19 protein-coding genes and 1 pseudogene are annotated in these 24,149 nt (G+C 44.4%); 4 read left to right on the top strand and 16 right to left on the bottom strand.

The genetic code is table 11. The features are described 5' to 3' along the window. Nucleotides 1-268: 268 nt before the first annotated feature. Nucleotides 269-1,259: pseudogene (locus RAH45_RS06415) on the top strand (IS3 family transposase); the annotation flags it as partial. Between the two features lie 312 nt (nt 1,260-1,571). On the opposite strand, the gene RAH45_RS06410 reads toward RAH45_RS06415, so the two are convergent. Beyond that, nucleotides 1,572-2,057: a hypothetical protein gene (locus tag RAH45_RS06410; protein WP_306495868.1), complete on the bottom strand. Its 486-nt coding sequence runs from the start codon at nt 2,055-2,057 to the stop codon at nt 1,572-1,574. A 254-nt stretch (nt 2,058-2,311) separates the two neighbouring features. Here RAH45_RS06410 and RAH45_RS06405 point away from each other — a divergent pair, with 254 nt between their 5' ends. Next, nucleotides 2,312-2,986 (top strand): hypothetical protein, encoded by a 675-nt coding sequence (locus tag RAH45_RS06405; protein WP_191689830.1) that lies wholly within the window; start codon nt 2,312-2,314, stop codon nt 2,984-2,986. A 288-nt stretch (nt 2,987-3,274) separates the two neighbouring features. Here RAH45_RS06405 and RAH45_RS06400 read toward each other — a convergent pair whose 3' ends face one another. The 9 genes from RAH45_RS06400 to yghU form a co-directional block, all read right to left on the bottom strand. Continuing rightward, on the bottom strand, nt 3,275-4,018 hold the full coding sequence (locus RAH45_RS06400; protein WP_191689832.1) for a M90 family metallopeptidase: 744 nt from the start codon (nt 4,016-4,018) through the stop codon (nt 3,275-3,277). A gap of 96 nt (nt 4,019-4,114) precedes the next feature. After that, complete coding sequence (rhuM, locus tag RAH45_RS06395) at nt 4,115-5,107, bottom strand: virulence RhuM family protein/type II toxin-antitoxin system death-on-curing family toxin (RefSeq protein ID WP_288726927.1); 993 nt, start codon at nt 5,105-5,107, stop codon at nt 4,115-4,117. Between the two features lie 109 nt (nt 5,108-5,216). Then, complete coding sequence (locus RAH45_RS06390; RefSeq protein WP_306495867.1) at nt 5,217-6,272, bottom strand: helix-turn-helix transcriptional regulator; 1,056 nt, start codon at nt 6,270-6,272, stop codon at nt 5,217-5,219. A 174-nt stretch (nt 6,273-6,446) separates the two neighbouring features. Then, nucleotides 6,447-8,528: a caprolactamase subunit alpha gene (locus RAH45_RS06385; RefSeq protein ID WP_306495866.1), complete on the bottom strand. Its 2,082-nt coding sequence runs from the start codon at nt 8,526-8,528 to the stop codon at nt 6,447-6,449. 40 nt (nt 8,529-8,568) lie between these two features. Next, nucleotides 8,569-10,311, bottom strand: coding sequence for a caprolactamase subunit beta (locus tag RAH45_RS06380; protein WP_306495864.1), 1,743 nt, complete (start codon nt 10,309-10,311; stop codon nt 8,569-8,571). A gap of 598 nt (nt 10,312-10,909) precedes the next feature. Then, nucleotides 10,910-12,154, bottom strand: a complete 1,245-nt coding sequence (locus RAH45_RS06375; protein WP_289048851.1) for a DUF819 family protein — start codon at nt 12,152-12,154, stop codon at nt 10,910-10,912. 224 nt (nt 12,155-12,378) lie between these two features. Then, complete coding sequence (locus RAH45_RS06370; RefSeq protein WP_191689842.1) at nt 12,379-14,043, bottom strand: DEAD/DEAH box helicase CsdA; 1,665 nt, start codon at nt 14,041-14,043, stop codon at nt 12,379-12,381. Nucleotides 14,044-14,661: 618 nt separating this feature from the next. After that, complete coding sequence (locus RAH45_RS06365) at nt 14,662-15,738, bottom strand: DUF1176 domain-containing protein (protein ID WP_306495862.1); 1,077 nt, start codon at nt 15,736-15,738, stop codon at nt 14,662-14,664. 447 nt (nt 15,739-16,185) lie between these two features. Beyond that, nucleotides 16,186-17,067, bottom strand: a complete 882-nt coding sequence (gene yghU / locus RAH45_RS06360; RefSeq protein WP_068405475.1) for a glutathione-dependent disulfide-bond oxidoreductase — start codon at nt 17,065-17,067, stop codon at nt 16,186-16,188. Between the two features lie 332 nt (nt 17,068-17,399). Here yghU and RAH45_RS06355 point away from each other — a divergent pair, with 332 nt between their 5' ends. Further along, nucleotides 17,400-18,776, top strand: coding sequence for a DHA2 family efflux MFS transporter permease subunit (locus tag RAH45_RS06355; RefSeq protein ID WP_068405478.1), 1,377 nt, complete (start codon nt 17,400-17,402; stop codon nt 18,774-18,776). A 144-nt stretch (nt 18,777-18,920) separates the two neighbouring features. On the opposite strand, the gene bfr (RAH45_RS06350) is transcribed toward RAH45_RS06355, so the two are convergent. From bfr (RAH45_RS06350) to RAH45_RS06340, 3 genes are all read right to left on the bottom strand, one after another. Then, nucleotides 18,921-19,403, bottom strand: coding sequence for a bacterioferritin (bfr, locus tag RAH45_RS06350; RefSeq protein ID WP_306495861.1), 483 nt, complete (start codon nt 19,401-19,403; stop codon nt 18,921-18,923). A gap of 70 nt (nt 19,404-19,473) precedes the next feature. Next, nucleotides 19,474-19,962 carry a bacterioferritin gene (gene bfr, locus RAH45_RS06345; RefSeq protein ID WP_068405485.1) on the bottom strand — a complete coding sequence of 163 codons (489 nt, stop codon included), beginning with the start codon at nt 19,960-19,962 and terminating at the stop codon, nt 19,474-19,476. 470 nt (nt 19,963-20,432) lie between these two features. Continuing rightward, entirely contained in the window at nt 20,433-20,624 is a 192-nt protein-coding gene (locus tag RAH45_RS06340) for a (2Fe-2S)-binding protein (RefSeq protein WP_068405488.1), read from the bottom strand. Between the two features lie 286 nt (nt 20,625-20,910). Between RAH45_RS06340 and RAH45_RS06335 the strand changes: the two genes are divergently transcribed. Next, nucleotides 20,911-21,234, top strand: a complete 324-nt coding sequence (locus tag RAH45_RS06335; protein WP_144296175.1) for an ArsR/SmtB family transcription factor — start codon at nt 20,911-20,913, stop codon at nt 21,232-21,234. Nucleotides 21,235-21,372: 138 nt separating this feature from the next. Here the strand turns inward: RAH45_RS06335 and RAH45_RS06330 are convergent, their stop codons facing one another. The 3 genes from RAH45_RS06330 to cysT all read right to left on the bottom strand — a co-directional run bounded on the left by RAH45_RS06330 (nt 21,373) and on the right by cysT (nt 24,056). Next, nucleotides 21,373-22,095, bottom strand: a complete 723-nt coding sequence (locus RAH45_RS06330; RefSeq protein ID WP_306495859.1) for a sulfate/molybdate ABC transporter ATP-binding protein — start codon at nt 22,093-22,095, stop codon at nt 21,373-21,375. A 69-nt stretch (nt 22,096-22,164) separates the two neighbouring features. Next, nucleotides 22,165-23,175 carry a sulfate ABC transporter permease subunit CysW gene (cysW, locus tag RAH45_RS06325; RefSeq protein ID WP_144296176.1) on the bottom strand — a complete coding sequence of 337 codons (1,011 nt, stop codon included), beginning with the start codon at nt 23,173-23,175 and terminating at the stop codon, nt 22,165-22,167. Continuing rightward, complete coding sequence (gene cysT / locus RAH45_RS06320; RefSeq protein ID WP_068405497.1) at nt 23,175-24,056, bottom strand: sulfate ABC transporter permease subunit CysT; 882 nt, start codon at nt 24,054-24,056, stop codon at nt 23,175-23,177. The genes cysW and cysT overlap by 1 nt, the downstream gene beginning before the upstream one ends. Nucleotides 24,057-24,149: the final 93 nt, after the last annotated feature.

Raw genomic sequence — 24,149 nt, 5'->3', positions numbered from 1 at the left:
GACCCTCCCTAAAACCTCTTTAACACGTAAATATATCCTTTTTTAGCAGCAGCGATGCTGTCTGTGTCAGCTATGGTTACTGATTTTAGCCAAGTTCAACGCGAAGCTAATCAAGGTGATGCTGATGCCTAATATGTGCTTAGGATGATATACGTCAAAGGCGAAGGCGTGCGACTAAACACCATGACTACTAAAAAATGGTTTGAGCTATGCTGAAGAAACCGTAGAGGTAAATTTGGTAAACTAAGCGTATTAATCGGAGTTTATCATGACCAAGAAAGTAAGAACCTACTGTGACGAATTTAAAGCCGAGGCAGTCAAGAAGATAGCAGACAATAATGGCAATATCTCAGCGACCGCAAAGCAGCTTGGCATCGCCATGCAGACCTTATCTAATTAGCACAATAAAGCCAATCAAGGCAAGCTTATCAGCACTCAGCAATATGAACCTGATCTTATGGCAGCTATTCAAGAAATAAAGTAGCTCAAGCGACAACTTAAAGTTGCTGAAGAAGAGCGAGAGATATTAAATGAGGAGGGATAAAGCGGAGCATTGCTTCGCCCCGACGCAAGGGGAGAGCTATGCTCGAGTGAGGCGACGGCGTACTTTGCCAAGCACAGCTAGTAAAGTACGCCTTTATAAAAACTAATAGACAGGTCTTTAGTATCGTCTCTATGTGCCGTGTGTTAAGCGTCAAACCATCAAGCTATTACGACTGGAGTAGTCGCGATATCAGCGAGCAGCAGATACATCGCAACCATTGTGAGCTACTAGTTAAAGCCGCTCACAGTGAAAGTAAAAAACGTTATGGTTATGAACGTTTGCATGCAACACTCACCGAGCAAGGCCATGACATCACCTATATCTGGACAAATGAAGGTTGGCTGTATTTAGCAGGCGTTAAAGACTTATACATTAAAGAGCTTGTCGGTTACGCCATCATCAAACGCATGACAGCAGATCTAGTATGCAAAGTATTGAACATGGCCATCAAGAACAAACGACCCAGTAAAGGGCTAGTCGTTCACTCTAAAATAGGCAGCCAGTATGTAGCCACGCGTACCATAAGATCATCAAGCAGCCTCACTTTACAAGCTCAATGAGCGCTAAAGGTAACTGCTTTGACAACGCACCCATAGAAAGCTTCTGGGGCATATTGAAGAACGAACTAGTATATTACCAAGACTATAAAACAAGGTTTGCCGCTATTACCAATATCATTAGATATATCGAGTTGTACTACAATCAAACGAGGATGTTGATGAAGATGACTTTATGAATAGTTAGTAGGTATGAGAATTAATCAATCATCAACCAACCTTAATAAGGGTTTATCATATAATGATGATTCCATGAGCTTATCATCAGGTATTGTCTATTTAACATAATATACATTATGCGAAAACAGACCAACGGTCTTAAGAGTTATGTACACAACATTTTTATCTAACTTCACCTGTCATAACTGTCGTTCGTTTCCAGCCAAACTTAAATATCTACAATATTCATCTTCGCATTTAATATTAATACCAGCACCGACTTTAAAATTCATTTAAAACCTCAGCGCCAGCTAACGACAATGCTCTAGCAAATACTCGCGTAAAGATTTTCCATCCTTATCTAGGATGACATCCGTCACTTGGCAAGCCACGTCATGACCAACGCTTTTACATGACAGTTCATAATACACATCATCGCCTTGTGCCAAACTGACTTGCACCAATCCTTGCTCGGTCACTGCAAATTGCTTATCTTGCTCATAATCAGGATCTTGCGAACTCCATAAAACATCATAACCGATATGACAAGACATTTGCTCTCTATCAAAATAATCCCGCTCAAGATCCATGGCCGCTTTTAGCTCTGGGCTGCCATATTGGTGCAAAACCACTGGATAATCCTGACCCTGATTATCGATATCTTGTTGGTACATATCTGCGATGGTCGTGACTTTCATGGCAAACGTCGTCTGCAAGGCTTCTGTTAGATTGGCGGTCGCAGATATGGCAAAAAACCCTATGATTAACATCATGATAGAAAATATGGTTTTCTGCATGGCGCTCACCATCGGCTACAATATACTATGTATTATATTCATAAAAAGAAATATAAACCATCATTTTACGCTATTATTATGTCAATTAAGCTTTCAAACCAAAACCCCGTTTACACAGCAACATTATCAACTTTAGGCAGTTATGAGTACTATTGATAAATAATCGCTACTGATAAGCGAACACCGATGTAAACCAGTAATAACCTAGGTTTCAAGCTATTCTAATTTTAATAAGCTACGATAAGGATATTTTTATGAAGGCATCATCTCGTTTTAATATTTTTCAGTCAGGTTTGTATAAATTAACCACTGCTGCGTGCTTTGCTTCCATACTTTTCGCGACTGGCTGCTCATCTTCCGCTGAGTCTAGCGTCAAAATACCCAGCCAACAAAATGGCAACACCTCAGCACCCGTTGTCTCCGATATGAGCCAGCAAACGCTTAAGCAGCAAGCTTTACGTATCCAGCGAGCCCTAGCGAACAACGACTTTGCGCGCATTACCAACGACATTCATCCGACGCGCGGCGTGCGTTTTTCCATGTATGCCTATGTGCGCCCTGAGACTGATAAAGTCTTTAGCCGTGAACAATTCGCGCAGTACTTACAACAAGCCAAAATCCGCTTTACTTGGGGTGAACGTGATGGGTCTGGTGAGCCGTTAGTGATTCCGCTCCCAGAATACTTGGAAACATGGGTCGATGGCGATACCTATAACAATGCCAGTATCAGCGTTAACGAGTTTAAGCACAGCGGCAATATGATTAATAATTTAAAAGAAATTTATCCCAATTCTGAGTTTGTTGAGTTTTACCATAAAGGCTCAGAGCAATACTCTGGTATGGATTGGCGTATCCTACGCTTAGTGTTTGATGAGTACCAAGGCAAGCGCTATTTGGTCGCTATCGTCAATGAACAATGGACGGTTTAAGCAATTCTTATCTATAAAAACAATTGCTTACAGTCGTAAAAATCAATAACGGGCAGTGTGATTAAGTCAATACACTGCCCTTTTTATTTGCTTTTATTGCTATATATTCACTTTTGATTAGGGCGTGTCCTCAATTCAAGCGCTTGTATCTAAATGGGCTAAAAATGGCTAAATTTTATCAAACATCGTCAAATAGCTGACTAATATCTCGATATTATTTGCGCTATTTTCCTCGTTTGACGGCAATTTATCTCATTTTTATCACCATTTTTAAAATGAGGACACGCCCTAGAGCGGCGTTTGGCGAAAAAACTTCACCATTATGTCGTAAATATCAGGATAAGCCTCAATCAACTTTTGCGGCGTCTCAAAAAATACTTCACTGAGTACCGCGAAGAACTCCGCTGGATTGGTCGCGCCATAACGGTCGAGACCTGATTTATGATGGCTTTGAAAATCCTCAAAGTCTCGGCTCATAATCTTGGTCCAGTGCGCCGGATCCATATCAGGTTGCAGCGGCGGAAAGCCATTGGCACGACCATTTAGCATATCAAGCTTATGCACAAACTCATGAATGACCACGTTGTGACCATCGCGCTCGCCTGAGTGTTTGGCATCCTTCCATGACAGAATGACAGGCCCGCGCAGCCACGCTTCTCCGCTACGGTGCTGACTGCCCTCATGGACAATCCCCAACTCATCGACAGTGGTGATTTCGCTTTTATAAGAACCTGGATAAATAATAATGGCCGACCAGCCAGCGTACCACTCAAGGTTTAGGTTTAAAATAGGGAGGCAAGCTTGTAAGGCGATAGATTGCTTGACCGCGTCGGTAATCTCAAAACCCTGTGCGCCAGTAATCGACTTATCCGCCAAAAATAACGTCGCCAGCTCAAACAGACGTATTAGCTCATCCTCATCTAGCCTATCAAGTATCACAATACGCTTAGCCGCTTGCAGCCAGTCAGCATGGGTAAACTCGCTGTTGTCTAATATGCGCTGCTCACGCCAGTCTTTTATGATGCTAAACATAGTGAGTTTCCTTTAATTTTGGCGTTAGATTGTGCTTTTTATTATTGGTGTTATGCGTTTTAAGGGGTTAAATCGTGCTGACAATAAACCTGTTTATCAAGATTCTAACGACAACATATTCATAATCAATTTAATCAAGGTTTCTTTTTGGTTAGGGTCAGACTCGGCAACCAACAAGGTTAAAGCAGCAAGCCCGGTGTTATTGATGACCATGTCACCTTTATCATTGAGCAGTCGATTATTCCGATGCAGAAAATCTACAAACAGAAAAGCGCCGCTGCGTTTATTGCCATCGGTAAAAGGATGATTTTTGACCATAAAGTACAGCAGATGCGCCGCTTTACTCTCGATGGTCGGGTATGCAGGCGCGCCAAACACCGTCTGCTCTAAATTACCCAGCACACTGTCCAAGCCATCACCGCGAGGCTTGGCAAATAGCTCAGTCGCCTCACCTCTATCTATCAGCTGTGCTTTCAAATCCGTCAGCGCTGCCATTGCCTCAGTTGGACTGGGTAAGATACCGCCCTCTTGCCCTGCGGGATCGTCAAGCAAGCCTTCATCATAGCGCTGTAACCATAAGAATGTCTGTGTATAACGGCTGATAATCTCAACCAAGCCGCGACCTTCATCGGTTTTCAGCTCGGGACTTTGCGCGGTTTTTCGAATTAAATTTAACGCTTGTTGTAGCTCGCTTGAATTTTTATCAAAGCGCTCTTGATTGAGCGTGTAGCCTTGGACCAAGTATTCACGTAAGCGCTGCGTTGCCCAGCGTCTAAACTGCACACCTTGAGGGGACTTGATGCGATAGCCTACTGAGATAACCACATCTAAGTCATAAAACGTCACAGGGCGATCAGAATTTGCAATATGCATTTTTTGCATATTGCTTTTTTCAGCAATTTCTTCATCGTTTATGGCATTGGCAATATGACGCGAAATCACTGATTGATCACGACCAAACAGCTCAGACATTTGTGCTTGCGTAAGCCAGACAGTCTCTTGCTCAAAGCGAACGTCTACCTGTGCCTTTCCATCAGCGCTTTCATATATCTCTACTTTTGCCACGTCATCATTCATAACGTTAATCATCTCAGATCTCCCCCAATCCTAATCCCAATATAATAAATGCTTACGCTGTGCTTATTATTCTTAATAGGTAAATCATACAGCGACTGCATGATAGAGTACATAACAATGACTATTCTGTGCCTGTGCCGATGCTTGGAGTATCTCGTGGCGTATAACCGAAATGCTGCTTATAAATACGAGCAAAGTAACCTTGGTCGCTATAACCGACTCTATGCGCCACTTCATCGATGGTTACGTAGCTTTTGGTTTTTAAAATATGATTGGCTTGCTTTAAGCGCAGTTCTTTTACCCATTCCGAAAAACTATAGGGCAACTCAGCAAATAGCTTATGCAAGTATCTGACCGATATATGACAAGCAGCAGCGACCATCGCTGGGGTTAAAGTAGAGCTTTCTAGGTGCAGATGGACGTAATGCTCGATGCGCTTTAGGTGTACCGACTGTATGGATGAGCTGCTACTCATCACCACATCTTTCGGGGCGCTCAATGCCAATATAATAAGGTTAAGCAGCTGCTGCTCTAGGATTTTAATCTCTAAAGCCGCCAATCTATATTGTTGAATCAGCTCTAATATCTGTCTGATTTGAAAAACCAGCAACCTGCCAGCCCATTCATCAATAGACAGGCTACGGGCAAACTGCCGCTCTATGGTGCCCATTTGCGGGCTTAATAGCGCTAAAGGCACCTTAATCACATATAACGATACTTCTTGCAGGTGATAAAACTCATAAGGTAAGTTTGATAATTCAATAAAAAACTGACCCGGGTTTGAGGTTAATTGGCGGTTTTTTTGCGCAAAACGGACGCTACCGGTCACAGGAAAGGTGATTAAAATACTGTCGTCGCTACGGTTATTACTATTGCCGTGACTAGACTGATTGCTTGCTAAGCTGCGCTTATAATGGACGGTATTGGCATGATAATGCGATACCCCAATATCCAAAAGCTTGGCGTGTTGCAAGTAACCAGAAAACTGACTTGGCTGGCGAAAGCTGACATTGAGATCAAAATAGGTGTCATTGATGGTGCGCTTCCAATCAAACGCGTCTAATGTTTGTGCCGTGCTTATAGGAGGCGTTGAAGGTAACCATAAGGAAGGGTTAATTTTGCATTCATCCTTGAATACTCTGTGTGTAAAAATAGCTATCACAAAATTGATAGGCATTTAGGTATCATGCCAGCTAATAAAATGTCGTTCTCCTTTATATCATACCTGTATGACGACTGGATTTCTAAATATGATGCGTACTAAATACGATATCAAAAATAAAATCAGGCATTAAATGAGATTTAATGCCTGATGGGAAAACTAGAAAGCGATAACGATAAAAACAGCAAGCTAAGCGGCTTTGGTTAGCTTATAAGTGCCCGTCTCATGCAATTCTGCTTGCCAGCCTTTTTTAATCACAATCGTAGTGGTTGGCTCTTGAATAAGCGCCGGACCTGCAATCAATGCTCCTGCCCCAAACTCTTCACCATTATAAATAGGCGTATCAATCCATTCGTATTCTTGATCCATGATCATCTCACGGCTGCCAACTTGCGCTTGACTGATATCACCTTGTTGCTTAGCAAGCTCTGGTAGTTTGGGCTTACTGATTTTACCGATGACAGCGACTTCGATATTGACCAGCTCGACCTTATTGTCACGCTCATCATAAGTATAGAGCTCTTTATGACGGTGATGGAAGGCTTCCAAAATCGTTTGCACGCTATCGACATCAAGCTTGCCATTGGGTATCAGCACATTACACTCATGCACCTGCCCGACGTAGCGCATCTCCATGGTACGCTCGATGATGATATCATCTTCTGCAAAGCCATCTTCTAACAGCTTTTGTACGCCTAGGCTTTCTAGCTCGTGTAAGGTAGCATTAAGCGACTGTAGCTCTGAATCTGGCGCAATAATCATCATCTGCGTGGCCAGATAGTTATATTTAATATCAGAGATGATTTGACCAAAGGCGCAAAGACAAGAGGCAATCTTTGGTATCAAAATAGTACCAATTCCCATTTCTTCTGCTAAATCGACAATATGCATGCCACCTGCGCCGCCTGCACAAATAAGCGCAAAGTCGCGAGGGTCATAGCCTTTTTCAATGGTAATACGGCGAATACCATTTGCCATGTTTTGATTGACGATGGCACTGATACCAAAGGCGGCATGTGCCAAGTCAATTTTTAATGGATCGGCGATGTGTTTTTGCACCGCTTGCAGCGCTTTGTCTTTATCCAAAGTCACGCATCCGCCTAGCACGGCATCGGGCTCAAGGTAACCTAACACCAGATTAGCATCGGTCACCGTTGGTAACTCACCGCCTTTACCATAAGACGCAGGACCTGGGGTCGCGCCAGCACTTTGTGGACCGACCTCGAGCATCCCAAAGTTATTTACATGACCAATAGAGCCGCCGCCCGCGCCCAGCGTTTCAACATGAATCATCGGCACGCCAATACGATTGCGTAAAAAATCAATATCACGGTTTAGGCTCGTTCGACCAGATTTGGCCATCGTGATATCAAAAGACGTCCCGCCCATATCAACGGTGATAATGTTATCAATGCCAAAGGCGCTGGCAATATACAGTCCTACTTGCGGTGCTGATGCGGGTCCTGAATTGATGGCATTAACCGCGCGTTCACGCATGATGTTACCGACCGCAAGCCCGCCATTCGACTGAAAGTAACGGACCGGCTGCTCAGCGCCGAGTGCCTTAAAGTAATCATCAATCTTATGTACATAAGACGCCATAACCGGGCTTAAATAGGCGTTAACCAGTGTCGTTGAGGTACGCGTATATTCCTTAATCTGCGGATATACTTCACTACCGCAGCAGACAAACACCCCCGGCATATGCTGCTCAATCAACTCTTTGGCACGTTGTTCGTGCTCGGTATTACGGATAGACCACACAAAAGAGATGGCAACCGCTTGCACGTCTTGCTGTTTTAACACTTCAATCGCATCGAGGATATCTTGCTCATTTAACGGCTCGTGTTCGCTGCCGTCTGCCAAGATACGACCACGGATAGGAAAGCGGCGGTCACGCGTGGCAATCTGCGGCGCTGGCGGGTAACTGGCATCGTAGCGGTGCCCTTCTTCTTTGTGCCCTAAGCGTATCTCGATACTGTCTTCATGTCCTTTGGTACATAGCAAGCCTACTTTCACACCTGTCATCTGAATCAGCGCATTTAGGGCGACGGTCGTACCATTAATACACAAGTCACAGGTTTGAATGATGTCCTCGATAGGACGGTTAAATTTGTTGGCAATTTGCTGGAGACCATTGGCAATGGCTAGGGTGCCATCCTCTGGGGTTGATGGTGCTTTAAACAGATGAATATCACCGGTTTTTTCTGCCAAGACAAAATCTGTAAAAGTCCCGCCAGCATCAACGCCAATACGAAAATCGTTGTTCATAAGTCATCCTTAACTCAATCATGAAAGTTCAATGTGTGTTTTATGCGGTTATCTGGCGGCGTAAGTACTCAGTCTCAGCTTCATTGAGCGCCAGAGTTTCTGGGTCAAGTACCACGCCGTATTCAATCTTTGCCGCAGCAATTGAGATAATTCTTTCTTTTACATCCTTGATGACCGCTTGAATATCGCGATCAAATGAGCTGCCGTAGCCGCCGCCACCCGGATTGATATTGCGCGCGCGTTCACCCGGCGTGATTTCCGTAACAGTGTTTTTTCTATATAAGTCCGTTTGCCCGTCTTTATGTAGTATCTCTAGACGCCCAACTTTTAGCTCAGGTGAGATTTGTTCCGCGCCGCCAGCGCCCATAGTAGGATGCTGACGACCTTCGCCAAAGGCAATAACCGTCATCGTATGGTCTAATGGCTCAACTTCCCAAACCGTACCACAGCCGCCACTGTCTTCTGCCAAGCCATACTTATGAATTAAGATAGGATACTGGTACTCTAACAGCTCAATATCTCCCGAGCTTAACGCCCCAAAGCAGCTTAATGGTCCACAAGCATGCCAGCCATCCATTTGTTGTGTAGCACCTGCGCCTGAAATAATAGACGCCAAAATTATGGTGACGTATTGCTCGCCAGTTTTTGGGTCAATCCCAGCGATATTAATCCCTGAAGAATGCCCCCAAGAGGCGGTAACACGCTCAGGTGCCGCTGCTTCAAATGCCATACGTACCGCATCGGTTAAGGTTTCCATCGGCGTGGTCGTACAGTTGACGTGCGGCGCCGGTTCTTTGGCATTACATAAAGTGCCATGCTCACCCAAATCAACGGTCACACAGCGGTATAAGCCTTCGTTATACGGCGGCTCTACTTGGGCAAACATCATTAGCCCAAGCAATACTCCTGACATCGAGTTACCAGCATAAGAGTTGATAAAATAAGGGACTTGCGGCGGACTGGTGATTTTAATATGTACATCACTGTCTTTGATGACAATGTCGGCGCTGATGGTCATATCACCCAAGCCATGACCTGAGTCTTCTAATACCGCCTCGCCATGATAATCGCCATCTGGGATAGACGAGATTAACGAGCGCATATGATGGTCAGCCATGCTCTTTAGCTCTTCAATCGCTCCACGTACCGTCTCAATGCCATATTTGTCTAGCAGCGCAATCATATTACGCTCACCGACGGCACACGCGCCGTACTGGGCATTGAGATCGCCTTCTTGATTACGGCGTGAGCGCATATTGCTGTGCAGCAAATTAATGACATCATGGCGTTTGACGCCTTTTTCCCACAGCTTAATGGGCGGAATGCGTAAGCCTTCGGCATATATCTCTTTGGCATCAGGGTTATAGCCGGCTGGCACAGGGCCACCGATATCAGTGACATGACCTTTACAGACCGTCCAAAAGACCAGCTCACCTTTATAAAACACCGGCTTATACATACAGCAATCTAGGATATGGCTGCCCATCATCACAGGATCGTTATGATAAATCACATCGCCTTCATGAATGTCATCACCATAATATTCGGCGACGGCTTTCATGGCGGGCATCAGTGAGCCTAAATGAATGGGAATGTCTTGCCCTTGCAAAATCATCTCAGGCAGATGATCAAACAGCGCATTACTATAGTCATGAGCTAAGTTAAAGACACTCGAACGGGCGGTTTTTTCTAAGGTGGTTGTCATCTCACGCTGCGCCGTTTCTAGGGCGCCACGTACGACAGACAAGGTAATGGGATCTATAGAAGGGTGAGCGTTGCTCATGAAAGACTCCTTGTCGAGAAATTTGGGTCGGAAACAGCGCGTTTATATAGGCGAAATAAAAGAATATATCGGTCTATATGACCATTTATCCTTATCCTTCAGCGCGCGCTTTATCTGGCTTATCATCTATCCTAATGATCAAGCTTTTTCACTATAGCGAGGTTTTGGTCAAATAGATGGACTGTGTGTGCAGAGTTTTTGACTGTGAGTGTACAGATGTAACGATAAGCAGCCTGTTTTTACAGTTATCATAGTGCGATATAAAGCGTTTAGCATAAAAAAAGAGCAATGCCTCATATGTGCGGCACTGCTCTTTTTGTCTATTCTTACTAACTCCAATTGTATACGTTATTCAATACTAGGTACGAACCGCCTTTCTCCATAGTCCTATCTTTATATTAGCCAATACCAGCCCAGATAAGATAAGCACCATCGCTAGCATCTTCCACCATGTGACCACCTCTCCTGTAAACAACACTGAAGACGCCATCCCAAACACGGGCACCAGTTAAGGCAAATGGCATCACCTTAGAGGCGATATTTTGACTAAGCAGATGCGCCCACAATCCAAACTTCGCCACCATTTAGTTAAGTGCTATCACCCCACCACCAGCCGCATCATCTGGGTACTGATATAACCACCAAAAGTGCCCACGGCATAACCTAAAATACCCAAGAATACGCCAACTGGAGCCAGTGACGGATGAAATGCTGTAGCGACAATCGGTGCTGATGACGCGCCGCCGGTATTGGCATTCGAGCCAACTGCCAAAAAGAAGAATGGCGCACGAATCATTCTAGCAACCGCAAAAACAATCACAACGTGAATACTCATCCATAGTAGACCAATGAGTAGTAAGCGCCACTGCGAGACAATGCCCGCTAGATTGATTTGCATGCCGATAGCGGCGATTAAGACAAAGATAAACACCGTACCGATTTTGGAGGCGCCAACATGGTCAAGACGGCGGATTTTGGTAAAGGAAAACACCACCCCTATTAAGGTGATAATCACCACCATCCAAAAGAACGAGCTGGCAAAGCTATATTGTACTGCCCAACTATAAGGCGCAAAGAAGCCTGCTATCTGCCCGCCTGCGAAATGCGCCACCCCGACCATGGCAAAACACAAGCCAAACATCACCATCAAATCATTGATAGTAGCAGGACGCGCATGGTCTCGCTCATAGCTTTCCACCGCGGCAATCACTTTATCAATACTACTGCTATCCGCCCGTAAAAACTTATCTATCTTCGCGCTGTGCTTGGCCATAACCAAAATCGCCAATAGCCATAATGAAGCATTGGTGGTATCGACCAAAATCATCATGCCAAATAAATCATCACTGACGCCAAACAGCTCTTTCATCGCCGCTTGGTTTGCTGCCCCGCCAATCCAGCTACCCGCGACCGCTGAAAACCCGCGCCATAAGGTATCGTCGTTAAACATCTCAGGCGAAATCCATTTGGCAATACCTAAGCTAATCGGCCCACTAATAACAATGGCAATACTAGCCGCAAAAAACATCGCAATGGCTTTCCAGCCTAAACCTAATATTTTTGGCACATCCATCGACAAGGTCATCAATAGCAAACTGGCTGGCAACAGATAGGTGGCGGTAAAGCCATAAATCTGTGAACCAATACCATCAGCAAAGACACCCAAGCTATTTAGGGTTGCAGGAATAAAGCAGCACAATACAATACCCGGCAGTACGGCATAAAAGCGGCGCCAAAACTTACCAGGCAGCCCTTGGGTATAAAACACCAAACCAATAATGGCCATGATAATGCCAAAGGCTAACGGCAGATTACCAATGGCTAAATGAGAAATATCGGGCATCAGACAGCTCCGCAGCACACGATGATTAAAAGCCTGTCAGTATAGACAAGGCGAAAAAGACGCGCAAGCAACGATATAGCATTGTTGACTTTTTATTAGTGAAACATACAAGTATTTTGACGCACAAAAAAGCCAGATAACAAGTATCTGGCTTTTTAATATGACGCTATATGATTAATAATGACATTTATTTAAGCCATTATTAACCATTCATTATAACGTTATTACGAGTTTCTACCACGGTTGCCGCCTGTTGGACGACCTTGACCACGGCTGTCAGAGCGATTCGCTGGGCGACCTTGGCTGCCACTTGGACGACCGCGACCGGTTGCAGCGCGATCGCCGCGTGGTGCGCTGGTACCGTCACCACGGCTAGGCGCGCCTGTGCGTTTGCCTTGATAGGGTTTGCCACCTGAGCGCTCACTTGGCTTGCCTTGATAACCGCTGTCATTGCTGGCGCGTTGACCAGTCGGCGCGCTGTCGCTTGAGCGACCACGGCCTTGACCATTGCCGCCGCCGTTTGAACGACCTGCATAACCGCCTGCTGAACGACCACGACCTTGACCACCGCCGTTAGAGCGTCCGCGACCACGGCCACGACCATTACCTTTGTTTTCGCTCGGTACATAAGTCTTCTTAGGTTCCATACCTTCGATGACACAGACTTCCATTTTGCGATCTAAGTAACGATTGATAGCGTTTAGCTGTGGACGATCATCCATGCTACATAAGCTGATAGCAATACCAGTACGACCAGCACGGCCACAACGACCGATACGGTGGACGTAATCTTCGGTTTGACGTGGCAAGTCATAGTTAATAACGTGTGAGATCGCTGGTACATCAAGACCGCGAGCAGCAACGTCGGTCGCTACTAGGATTTTAACCTTGCCATTACGTAAGTCTTGTACGATACGGTTACGCTTGCTCTGCGGCAAATCGCCATGTAGGAAACTGGCTTTATGACCCGCTTCTTGCAGCTGTTTGGCCAATTTTTCTGTACTACGTTTGGTCGCTGCAAAGATAATGATTTGTTCCATATCTTTGTCACAAACAACTTTATCAAGCAAACGGTTTTTGTGATCAAAATCATCACAGTAGTATACTTTTTCTTCGATATGCGCCGATTCAACTTTGATTGAAACGCGCTCAGGATTTTTGGTGAAGCTCGCCGCAATCTTGCCAACAGGGCCATCCCAAGTCGCTGAACACATAATCGTTTGACGATTATCAGGTGCCGCTTTCAAGATATCGTTGATATCATCAGCAAAACCCATGTCTAGCATACGGTCAGCTTCGTCAAGTACCAACACTTCAAGGTTTGATAAATCAACGCGACCGGCTTTGATATGGTCAAGTAAACGACCAGGCGTCGCAACAATCACTTGAACGCCTTTTCTTAGCGCAGTAATCTGACCGTTGTACGGTGCGCCGCCGACTAATGGCACACAGAACAGACCGCGCATGTCTTTTGAATAGGTACGAACGCTGTCATGTACTTGCTGAGCAAGCTCACGCGTTGGCGTTAAGATAAGGGCTTTGGTTAATTTGTCAAAGCTAGTGGCACGGCTTAAACGGTCAAGTACTGGGATAACAAATGCCGCAGTTTTACCACTACCGGTTTGCGCTGACAATAATAAGTCGCGACCCGCTAGAGCAAAAGGAATGGCTTGTTCTTGAATAGGTGTTGGGTTGGTATAGCCAACGCGGTCAAGCGCGGTCAAAATTGGCTTGGCAATATCAAGGTCGCTAAAAGTGATTTTATTTTCTTCAGCAGCGTCAGTAGTAGCCGCTTGATTATTGGTATCAGCAGTTGCAGTGGTGTTTGGGGTATCAGTGCTGTCGATGATGCCGTTTTCAGCGGCGATAGCAGATAAGATGTCAGTCATAGTAATCCTTGGTAAGTATAAGCTGCTGTAAATTCAGCAAGCTTGATGCATACCACTGATAACCGTTCATCACGCCGCATTTATAAAATTATTGTCTCACCTTAAAAGGCTTAACAATCAAAAGCCAAGCCATAAAGCTTGTCAATATTATAAAGGCGTTCGTGCTGTCTGACGTATTTTGGTGGTAGTGCCGAGTGTCTTATCCTTGTTTGCTAAAAGCGCATTATCAATGCTTTGTCCAAAGCAGATAAAGGCTGGCAACAACCAATCTAACCGATATAGCGGTCAGTAGATAAGATATGAGTCAAAAATAACGGATTTTTCACTATTAATAGAAAAGGTTATTTAAGTACACAAAATCATCGGCAACAATTACTTATGGTCATCCTAGACCCAAAATCGCAGGCGATGTTATCAATCTCATAATTCACGCTAGTCTATGCTAACGTGGCGACGCAGTATAGCACAACATAAGCGCAAACAGTACCTATTTTTCTGTTTATGATAAAAATAGGTCAGATCTCAAACAATTTAGGCTTAAAAACCGCTGCGCCAGTCTTTAATACAGCCGCTTGAACGCTTTTATCTTTAATGTAATAATTTCTAACATACGCGCTATTAACGTGACATTTTCACTTCCGTTACATAGGTTGGCAATTGCCAAGCGCCGCCCGCCTCTATCAGCCGGCACATACCTGTGGTGCTTTCATGACTTTTCTCAAACGCTCTGCCTGTCCAGATCCACTCACTTTTAGTTAGGCAGTCCCCAAGCCCGCGGCCTTTTTGCACCGAGGTTATTTTACCATCGCTATAATCGGTCGCGCTTGTCGTCACCAAGCTCGGCTTATAAGGCTTAGTGTCATTGAATACCCAAACACCCGTACCCGTGTTATAAGCGCTCGTCCAACAATCATGCTGGGCGAGCAGCTGCTTACTGTTTAAACGGCTGACGCGCCACGCTGTCTTATCCGCTAAGTTTGGACATTCAGTGTTGACATCTTTCATGGTGGTTTTCATCATCTCTGCCAACTGCGACGAGCGCATGGCAAATTTTTTCTTACTACTAGAGATGGCTTTAGGATTAGGAGTGACCAGTCGTAGTGAAGGAGCGGCTTGCGGCGATAAGATGCCACTATTAGATTTACTGGTGTTATTGCTAATAAAAGCGCTTGAGGTCCCTACCCGGCCTTGAGCTTCGTCGGCTTTGAGCATCACTGCACTGGCGCCTTTATCCGATAACTGCCAGCGCGTATTGCGAATCACTAGCTCAATTTTGCTTGATTTGGTCAAGGCATCAAGCAGCGCGCTCACCTGCGCTGAGGTTAGCTCGGCATGACCTGCGGCTACTGAGTAAGGCTTGGTTTCTCCATAATCTCTATCATTAATAAACAGTGAGATACGATGGCGATTACCAAGCTGCATCAGCGCTTTAGCAGAGCTTTCTTTAGCGCCGCCAAGCTTTACTTTGCCATCGACGGTAGCGTTTGCTCCTGCGCGGCGTACCAATAGTAAAGACACAGGTAAATCGCTATTATTCTCCGCTTGGTAACCTGCCAGCCGGCAAGTACGCGTATTGTCGCAAGCGACTTCCCAATCTTGATTACTAAAGCTTACAGGCGTGGCAGCCTGCGTCACGGAACTCAATAAAGCGGCGCTAAGGGCAGCAAATAACGGTAATATCATTTTTTTTGTCATGAATAAAGGCAACTTTTTTATTTTTATCAAAATGTTTTTTCTATGCGGGTTGTTTTTGCTAGGAGCATTGTCTGTTAGCAGACTACATGCGCTTGGCGATTGACGAGTGAATGGTAAAGGTAGAAAAACCATCTCGTTGAATAAAGGTAGTAGTATAGGCTGAGTTTTATTATTCTTCATAGTCATTACTCATTAATAGAAGAAGTATCAACACCTGCCCAAGAAGGCGGTGGCTGCTATCTTAACGTACTAATGTTTCTATCTGTTATGCTAATGTACCATTATGTAAAGACGAAAGTATAGTCAAAGAGCGATATACCGATAAATATATTTGGAATAACGGATATTAAAAAAGCAAAAGGTTAACAAACAATGGCTTATTAACCTTTTTATGAAAACTTATGTTTTGCTACGACTATTTAAATATAAACTGATAAAGTTAAATCTTTAAACAATAGGCTTTAATTCTAAATCTACGGCGCGTTTTACCGCTGGACGGTCGGCGATTTTTTGTGCCCAACGTTTGATGTTTTTGTAATCATCTACTTGTAAAAATTCTGCCGCATCATAAAGCTTGCCAAGCACCAGCTGACCGTACCACGCCCAGATAATCATATCAGCGATATTATAGTCCGCCTCATCATTACCGCACATATACTCGTGGTCTTTGAGGTGCCTATCTAGCACATCAAGCTGGCGTTTGGTCTCCATCGTATAGCGATTGATAGGATACTCTAGCGGTTCGGGCGCATAGGCGTAGAAATGCCCAAAACCGCCACCTAAAAACGGCGCACTACCCATCTGCCACATCAGCCAAGACAGACAATCTGCGCGCGCTTTACCTTGCTGCATCGGGATAAATTTGCCAAACTTTTCCGCTAAATATAATAAAATAGCCCCCGACTCAAAAAGCGCAATAGGCTCGCCAGCATTTTTATCATTTAAAGCATCAGTATAATCAACCAGCGCCGGAATTTTAGAATTGGGGTTGATAGCGACAAACCCTGAGCCAAATTGATCGCCCGCAGAGATATCTATTTTGTAGGCGTCGTACTCAGCGCCTTTAACATTCAGCTCGGCAAGCTCCTCTAACAAGATATTTACCTTGACGCCATTCGGGGTATTTAGTGAATACAGCTGTAAAGGTGCATCGCCGACCGGTAATTTTTGCTCATGGCGCGCGCCAGCTGTTGGGCGATTGATACTGGCGAACTTACCACCATTTTCGCTGTCGTTTTTCCATACTTTAGGCGGCGTATAGGCTTTGGTATGGTTGTTTTGAGTGTCATTATTTTCGTCATTGTTTGATTGATGATTGTCACTACTCATAATAATTCCTATTTTTTTTGTTGTATAAAACAGAGCCAAAGCGAGACTGAGGCGGCAAAAGATTTATATTAGTCTCACGTCGTCCTATATGATAATTCTACTATAGCAAATCTTTAGTTAAAGCCCTGTCTTGTAACCCATTTTTAAAAGTAACGAGCACGAGTATCAAAGCGTTTGAGAACACACTTCTTATGAATGAGCTTACACCGTTACTTTGCTACTCTTTAACTCATAGGCGGTTATTTTTATACTAGCCCAACTTAACAGCTTTTTAGAGATAGGCTTAACAACAGAAGTCAAAAGATGAGGTCAAAAGACATGGTGATGACAATATGGTAACCCTAACCCCAACGCAAGATAAATACCTACCCTATGTCTTGGCGGTGGCGCTATTTATGCAGATTTTAGATGCTACCATCTTAAACACCTCTTTGCCGCAAATGGCGCAAGCCCTTGGCGAGTCACCATTAAAAATGCAGTGGGCGGTTATTAGCTATGCGCTAACCTTGGCGATTTTTATTCCTATAAGCGGCTTTTTGGCTGATAAATATGGCACGCGGCGGGTGTTTTTATATGCTGTAATCATCTTTTGTATCGGCTCACTATTGTGTGCCGCCTCCCCAACGTTGAATTTATTGATTGGTTCGCGCGTCATCCAAGGTATTGGCGGCGCGATGATGACCCCTGTGGCGCGTCTCATATTGGTCAAATCTTATCCGCGTAATAAGCTATTAACCGTGATGAACTTTGCGGTGATACCCGCGTTAATCGCGCCCCTAGTTGGACCAGTATTGGGCGGTTATATCGTGCAATATACCAGCTGGCATTGGATATTTCTCATCAATATCCCGATGGGTATATTTGGTTTTATCATGGGTAAAAAGCTGGTACCTGCTTTGTTTGAGGACACCAAGCGTTTAGACTGGACGGGTTTTGCTTTATTTGCTGCCGCCGCTTGCGGATTTACTTTGGCGGTCGAGTTTGGCTCACAGACTGGGCGTGGGTTTTACGGTTTGCTACTCGCACTCGGCGCTAGTATCTTGATAGGCGCGTATGTGTGGCATGCCAAACGCCGTGCAGCGCCATTATTTCCACTAAGTTTATTTAATATTCGCACTTTTCGTATCGGTATTACTGGCAACTTATTCACCCGTTTAGGCATCAGCGCCGTGCCTTTTTTATTGCCGCTATTACTACAGGTGGTGTTTGAATACTCACCGTCGCAAGCGGGTTGGCTGCTTGCACCTATTGCCGTTGGTGCAATCGGTATCAAGCCTTGGGTCAGTAAAATTATTCAGCGTTTTAGCTACCGCAAGGTGTTGGTGGCCAATACCTTTTTGATAGGCCTGCTTATTATTGTCTTAGCGCAGTTTAATGATGCGGCAAATTGGATTTGGTTTATCCCTATTTTGACCGTCATGGGTGCCTGTAATTCCATGCAGTTTAGTGCCATGAATACCATTACTATCGGTGATTTAGAGGGCGCGCAGACCAGTAGCGGTAACAGCTTAATGGCGGTCAATCAGCAATTGGCGATTAGCTTTGGCATCGCTTTTGGGGCGGCGGTCTTGAATCTACTGCGGGAACGCTTCGAGCTTGATACCTTGGTCGCCTTTCAGACCACCTATTGGATACTGGGTATTTTAACTATCCTTTCAGGTTTATACTTTTTACGCCTCAAACCTGAAGACGGTCGTGGCTTATATTAAGTTATTGGTATTGAAAGATACTTATCTCTAAAAGCAACAAACATTAAAAAAGCATTAAATATAAAAACGCCAGCGTAACCTAAAATCAGTTAATCTAAAACTTATCTTAGGATACGCTGGCAAGTAACGGCAATTCTTATAACTTTAAGGCGTGTGGTCATCATCCATTTGTGACTGAATATAATTTTCAATGCCAACGTCTTTAATCAAGTCCTCTTGGGTTTCAAGCCAGTCTTGATACTCTTCATTGCCATCTTTTAGGATAACCAATAAATGACGCGAGACATAGTCATGCTTGCTCTCGCACAAGGTAATTGCATCAGTTATGATAGAGAGCTTCTGCTTTTCTAAGCGCAAGTTGCAGTCAATCATTTCAGGCACATCTTCTGCGATGAACATTTTGCCGTAATCTTGCAGGTTTGGCAGACCGCCTAACAATAAAATACGCGCAATAAGGTCATCCGACCATTTCATCTCTGCAATAGATTGCTTATAGAAATTTTCGTTTAATGCCTCTAAACCCCAATGACGGGCAATACGGGCGTGCAAAAAATACTGATTGATGGCGATTAATGACTGACCGAGCACTTGATTGAGTGCGCGAATAACTTCTTTATCCCCTTTCATGCTGTTCTCCCTGTCCTGCTTATTCGTTTATCAATTTAATATTCGTGAAAACTGCTTAATATATAAAATACTAAACAATATCAGGAGACACTTCCGCCATCTGGCTTTGTAAATAATTGGGCAGACCAACCATATCAATCAGGCGCAGCTGCTGCTCTAACCAATGGGCATGATCTTCTTCGGTGTCTTTGAGCTGCTCAACCAACATCTCACGCGTCACATAATCGTGCTCTGCTTCACAAAGCGCAATACCGTCTTTTAGATGCTGCTGTACTTGATATTCTAAGTCCAGGTCCAATTGCAGCATTTCAGGTACCGTTGCGCCAATATTAATCTCATTGACGCGCATCTTCGGCGTACCGCTTAACATCAAGATACGGCGGATAATCGCCTGCGCGTGCTGCGTTTCATCTTGCATCTCATGGTGGATACGGTCGTATAATTTACCGTAATGCCATTCTGCATACATCTCAGAATGAATGAAGTACTGATCACGAGCCGCAAGCTCGCCACCTAATAAAAAATTTAAATAATCAATGACCTTTTGGCTGCCTATCATGACTCATACTCCTATGTTTTTATTTGGCTACTAATACATTCACAATAATAAATATAGTTAAAGTACCATTCGTAAACTAATCAGTAAAGATTAAAACCCATCAAACGTCTTACAAAGTTAGATAGATATAGTAGCATAGGCACGCCGTAGCGCTTGTAACGATATGAACTAAGAATAAGATGCTAATTGAGAATTATAATTAACTCGCTTACACCGATAGCGTTTAGCGAGTAATCTTAATAGGTGATTTATGAAGGCAAACAGAGATAAAGGATAGCCGCACTCGCCTTTTGAGTTACTTATCGTCTTTCATGGTGATGGCTTTTAACCATAAATAACCATAAAAAGATGATTTGAACGCGGATAAAGGCGAATTGGCGGCTAAAACACTACAGATAGAGGGAAAGCAGAAACGGGATTTGAACGGATTGGCAATAGAAGTGGATACAAGCAAATGCTTAAACTGTTTCTTAAACTGCGTAGGCCAACGCATCAAGCTTGGCATGATGTTCGTCAAGAAAGTCGTTGACCATAGGTTCGCAGCAGCCACAGCACGTCGCTACATCAAGGGTGTCTTTTAACCCCTCTAATGTGTCAATGCCTGAAGCAATGGCAGCTTTGATTTGTTTGTCTTTGACGTCGTTACAGATACATACGTACATGTGCGGCTCCTACTATGAATATCTAGCTAATTATGCTTTATAATAACGATAATTATTACCATTTACAATAGTATTTAGTATATTTATCCGTCATATTAGGTACAGCTAAAAGATATATTACCCTAACTTTATCCATGTAACTGAATACAGTCTTAGGTGTAACCACAAAGTACCAAAGGTAGTAAAATGGCGACGAACTGTAAATCTGCTCATTTTTTAATCGTTTTTACCGTTAACTGCTGTTATATTGACCCCCTATTAACTAAATCTATATTGGAATTGTTCTATGTCTAATAATAATTCTACGATACAGCCGCTTGAGTTATTTAAAGTCTTGTCTGACCCAACGCGCTTAAAAATTTTTCAAATCTTATTTAATAAAGAGTCGCGCTGTGTTGGTGAATTGGTAGAAATACTCGATCAGCCGCAGCCGACCATCTCGCGTCACTTAAATCATTTGAAAAAACTGGGCATTTTAAGCTGTGTTCGTGATGGGACGTGGATGTGGTACGAGGTGTCTGATGATTTGCCAAAATGGTGCCAAGATATTTTAGAAATCACCTATAAGCAAATATCAACTAAAGACATCAATATGCCAAAGCCTGCTTAATGTCAAAAAAAGCAGATTGAGAAAGTCTAATGACAAATAATTGAGCACATAAAAAAGACCTATCATTGATAGGTCTTTTTTGTTTTTAAGCGTTGTTTTAAAATACGCCCTTAATATAAATACGCCTTTAAGCCTAAATTAGACTAGGTCTAAAAAATCACTGACAAAGGCGTTTGTTGGCTGGTGAATCAGCTCCTCTGACGTCCCTACCTGCTCGACGCGGCCCTGATTCATCACCACAATCTCATCCGATACCGCCCGCGCCTCTTCTTGGTCGTGGGTTACCATAATGCTCGTAATACCCAGCTCGTGGTGGATATTTTTTAGCCAAGTGCGCAGCTCTTTACGGACTTTGGCATCTAGCGCGCCAAACGGCTCATCGAGTAATAATAGTTTTGGCTTTACTGCCAAGGCTCGTGCCAGCGCGATACGCTGACGCTGACCACCTGATAATTGATGCGGATAAGCATTGGCAACTTGCGGCAACTGTACTAGGTCTAGCAATTCAGCAACGCGCTTATTGATATCCGCTTTACTTGGGCGCTCATTCTTCGGTAGCAAGGTTAAGCCAAAGCCGACATTATCGGCGATGTTTTTGTGGCGAAATAACGCATAGTGCTGAAACATAAAACCAATATGGCGCTTTTGCACTGGTGTATTGGTGACATCGAGCTCATCAAATAATATCTGCCCAGAGTCCGCGTATTCTAAACCTGCAATGATACGCAGCAAAGTGGTTTTACCGCAGCCTGACGGACCAAGCAACGTCGTCAACTTGCCCGTTGGTACAGTGATATTGATATCATCTAAGGCGGTAAAGTTACCGAATTTTTTATTAACGTTGCGAATCTCGATACTCATAATGGGTTCTCTTATTATATTTTTGGCTTAGCAGATGCCTTTCTTGCTGATAGATTTATAAAATAGCGCTTATAAATTGCCTGTGCTTTTCGCTAAAGTGGCATCCGTATCTGACGCTTTCTTAGCACCTTTAGTGTTTGACGTATTGCTAGCATTGCCAGCGTTGTTAGCATTGTGAGCGTTGGCACTCACTGGCAATTCAGGCGCACTTGCTAGACGCTCAGACTTGGCGAATTTGCGCTCTTGCAGCTTGGTCATCACTTGTTGTATCAATAGCGTTACCAGCGCCAAGGCAGCCAGTAAGCTCGATAAGGCAAAGGCGGCGGTAAAGTTATAATCGTTATAAGCAATCTCAACCAATAGTGGCATGGTGTTGGTTTCGCCGCGGATATGGCCAGATACCACGCTTACCGCGCCAAACTCGCCCATCGCCCGCGCATTGGTCAAAATCAAACCATACAGCAGCGCCCACTTGATATTAGGCAGTGTCACATGCCAAAAGGTCTGCCAACCGCTAGCGCCCAAGGTTAATGCCGCTTGCTCTTCACTATCGCCTTGGGTCTGCATCAAGGGTATGAGCTCACGCGCCACAAACGGAAAGGTCACAAATAACGTCGCTAAAATAATCCCTGGTACGGCGTAAATCACCTGAAAGCCCATGCTCTCAAGCCAGCCACCGATGCTAGAGTTTAGACCAAATAGCAGCACAAACATCAAACCTGCCACCACCGGAGATACCGAAAATGGTAAATCAAGCAAGGTGGTTACCAGCTGTTTACCTTTAAATTGATAACGGGTCACAAGCCAAGCTATTGCAATACCCATCACCATATTAATCGGCAACACGATAGCGGCAGTAATTAAGGTTAGCTTAATTGCCTGCAAAGCTTCAGGGTCAACCAGGGAAGCTATATAAAGCTGCCAACCGTTTTTAAAGGCTTCATAGAACACTGCTAAAAGTGGCACCACCAACATCGCCACCATAAACAACACAGCAATAGCGATAAAAGTACGGCGTATCCACGGCGTGTCTTTGGTCGCTGGATTGCTTTGGTAGTCGTAGCTATTAGAAATTTGCATTAGCGGGCTCCTACGCGGCGCGACAGCTTCCACTGTACGATGTTAATGGTCAATAAAATCACAAACGAAATCAGTAGCATAAACAGTGCGACAGCGGATGCGCCTTGCACATCAAACTGCTCAAGCTTACTAATAATGATTAAAGGTAAAATCTCAGACTGCATCGGAATATTACCAGCAATAAAAATCACCGAGCCATACTCGCCAGTGGCACGGGCAAACATCATACCCGCGCCCATCAGTAAAGCCGGCAATAGCTCTGGCAAAATTACCTTACGAAAGGTCGTTAAACGATTGGCACCCAATACCGCCGCCGCTTCTTCGAATTCAACGGACAATTCTGCAAGCACTGGCTGCACCGCACGGACGATAAACGGAAAGCTGACGACCACTAAAGCGAGCCAAATACCGAGTGGCGTAAAGGCGACTTGGATGTCAAATTTGGCAAACCACTGGCCGATTAAACCATTGGGTGCATAAAGAGTCGCAAGCGAGATACCGGTAACCGCTGTCGGTAGTGCAAATGGCAAATCAACCAAGGCATTAATCAGCGACTTACCCCAAAATTCATAGCGCACCAGCACCCAAGCGACCAGCGTACCAAACACCATGTTGGTTAGCATCGCCAAAAACGACATCCATAAACTGAGTTTGATAGCAGCAGTGACTTGCGGCTGAGTAATGGTTTCCCAAAAACCCGTCCAGCCCATTTGTGTCGTGGTATAGGCCATCATGGCAAACGGTAGCACCACCAGTAACGATAAGCTAAAGACGGTGATGCCCATGCTTAGCCCAAACCCTGGTAGCACATTGCGTTGACGCAAGCGCGTCAGCCACCCTTTCTTGATGGGTTTGCTGGCAGGAGAAGTTGTTGCACTCATAGTGATGTCCTATTGCCTAACTGCTGGCGCTTATTTTCTGCTTGTAAGCACCACGTGCTATCAGATGTATTTAATGTATTTATTATGGGTCTG

It is taken from the genome of Psychrobacter sp. van23A, assembly GCF_030845275.1.
Classification (GTDB): domain Bacteria; phylum Pseudomonadota; class Gammaproteobacteria; order Pseudomonadales; family Moraxellaceae; genus Psychrobacter; species Psychrobacter faecalis.
Note: the sequence above shows the minus strand (reverse complement) of the source record. Positions and strands in the feature narration are given on the sequence as shown.

Excerpts from the sequence above, each read along its gene's own strand:
- RAH45_RS06335 (WP_144296175.1), top strand. The coding sequence starts at position 20,911 with ATGTCTAATAATAATTCTACGATACAGCCGCTTGAGTTATTTAAAGTC.
- yghU (WP_068405475.1), bottom strand. The coding sequence starts at position 17,067 with ATGAGTAGTGACAATCATCAATCAAACAATGACGAAAATAATGACACT.
- RAH45_RS06410 (WP_306495868.1), bottom strand. The coding sequence starts at position 2,057 with ATGCAGAAAACCATATTTTCTATCATGATGTTAATCATAGGGTTTTTT.
- rhuM (WP_288726927.1), bottom strand. The coding sequence starts at position 5,107 with ATGATTAACGTTATGAATGATGACGTGGCAAAAGTAGAGATATATGAA.
- bfr (WP_068405485.1), bottom strand. The coding sequence starts at position 19,962 with ATGATAGGCAGCCAAAAGGTCATTGATTATTTAAATTTTTTATTAGGT.
- RAH45_RS06400 (WP_191689832.1), bottom strand. The coding sequence starts at position 4,018 with ATGTTTAGCATCATAAAAGACTGGCGTGAGCAGCGCATATTAGACAAC.
- bfr (WP_306495861.1), bottom strand. The coding sequence starts at position 19,403 with ATGAAAGGGGATAAAGAAGTTATTCGCGCACTCAATCAAGTGCTCGGT.
- RAH45_RS06330 (WP_306495859.1), bottom strand. The coding sequence starts at position 22,095 with ATGAGTATCGAGATTCGCAACGTTAATAAAAAATTCGGTAACTTTACC.
- RAH45_RS06385 (WP_306495866.1), bottom strand. The coding sequence starts at position 8,528 with ATGAACAACGATTTTCGTATTGGCGTTGATGCTGGCGGGACTTTTACA.
- RAH45_RS06365 (WP_306495862.1), bottom strand. The coding sequence starts at position 15,738 with ATGACAAAAAAAATGATATTACCGTTATTTGCTGCCCTTAGCGCCGCT.
- RAH45_RS06380 (WP_306495864.1), bottom strand. The coding sequence starts at position 10,311 with ATGAGCAACGCTCACCCTTCTATAGATCCCATTACCTTGTCTGTCGTA.
- RAH45_RS06405 (WP_191689830.1), top strand. The coding sequence starts at position 2,312 with ATGAAGGCATCATCTCGTTTTAATATTTTTCAGTCAGGTTTGTATAAA.
- RAH45_RS06375 (WP_289048851.1), bottom strand. The coding sequence starts at position 12,154 with ATGCCCGATATTTCTCATTTAGCCATTGGTAATCTGCCGTTAGCCTTT.
- cysW (WP_144296176.1), bottom strand. The coding sequence starts at position 23,175 with ATGCAAATTTCTAATAGCTACGACTACCAAAGCAATCCAGCGACCAAA.
- RAH45_RS06355 (WP_068405478.1), top strand. The coding sequence starts at position 17,400 with ATGGTAACCCTAACCCCAACGCAAGATAAATACCTACCCTATGTCTTG.
- RAH45_RS06390 (WP_306495867.1), bottom strand. The coding sequence starts at position 6,272 with ATGCCTATCAATTTTGTGATAGCTATTTTTACACACAGAGTATTCAAG.
- RAH45_RS06370 (WP_191689842.1), bottom strand. The coding sequence starts at position 14,043 with ATGACTGACATCTTATCTGCTATCGCCGCTGAAAACGGCATCATCGAC.
- RAH45_RS06340 (WP_068405488.1), bottom strand. The coding sequence starts at position 20,624 with ATGTACGTATGTATCTGTAACGACGTCAAAGACAAACAAATCAAAGCT.
- cysT (WP_068405497.1), bottom strand. The coding sequence starts at position 24,056 with ATGAGTGCAACAACTTCTCCTGCCAGCAAACCCATCAAGAAAGGGTGG.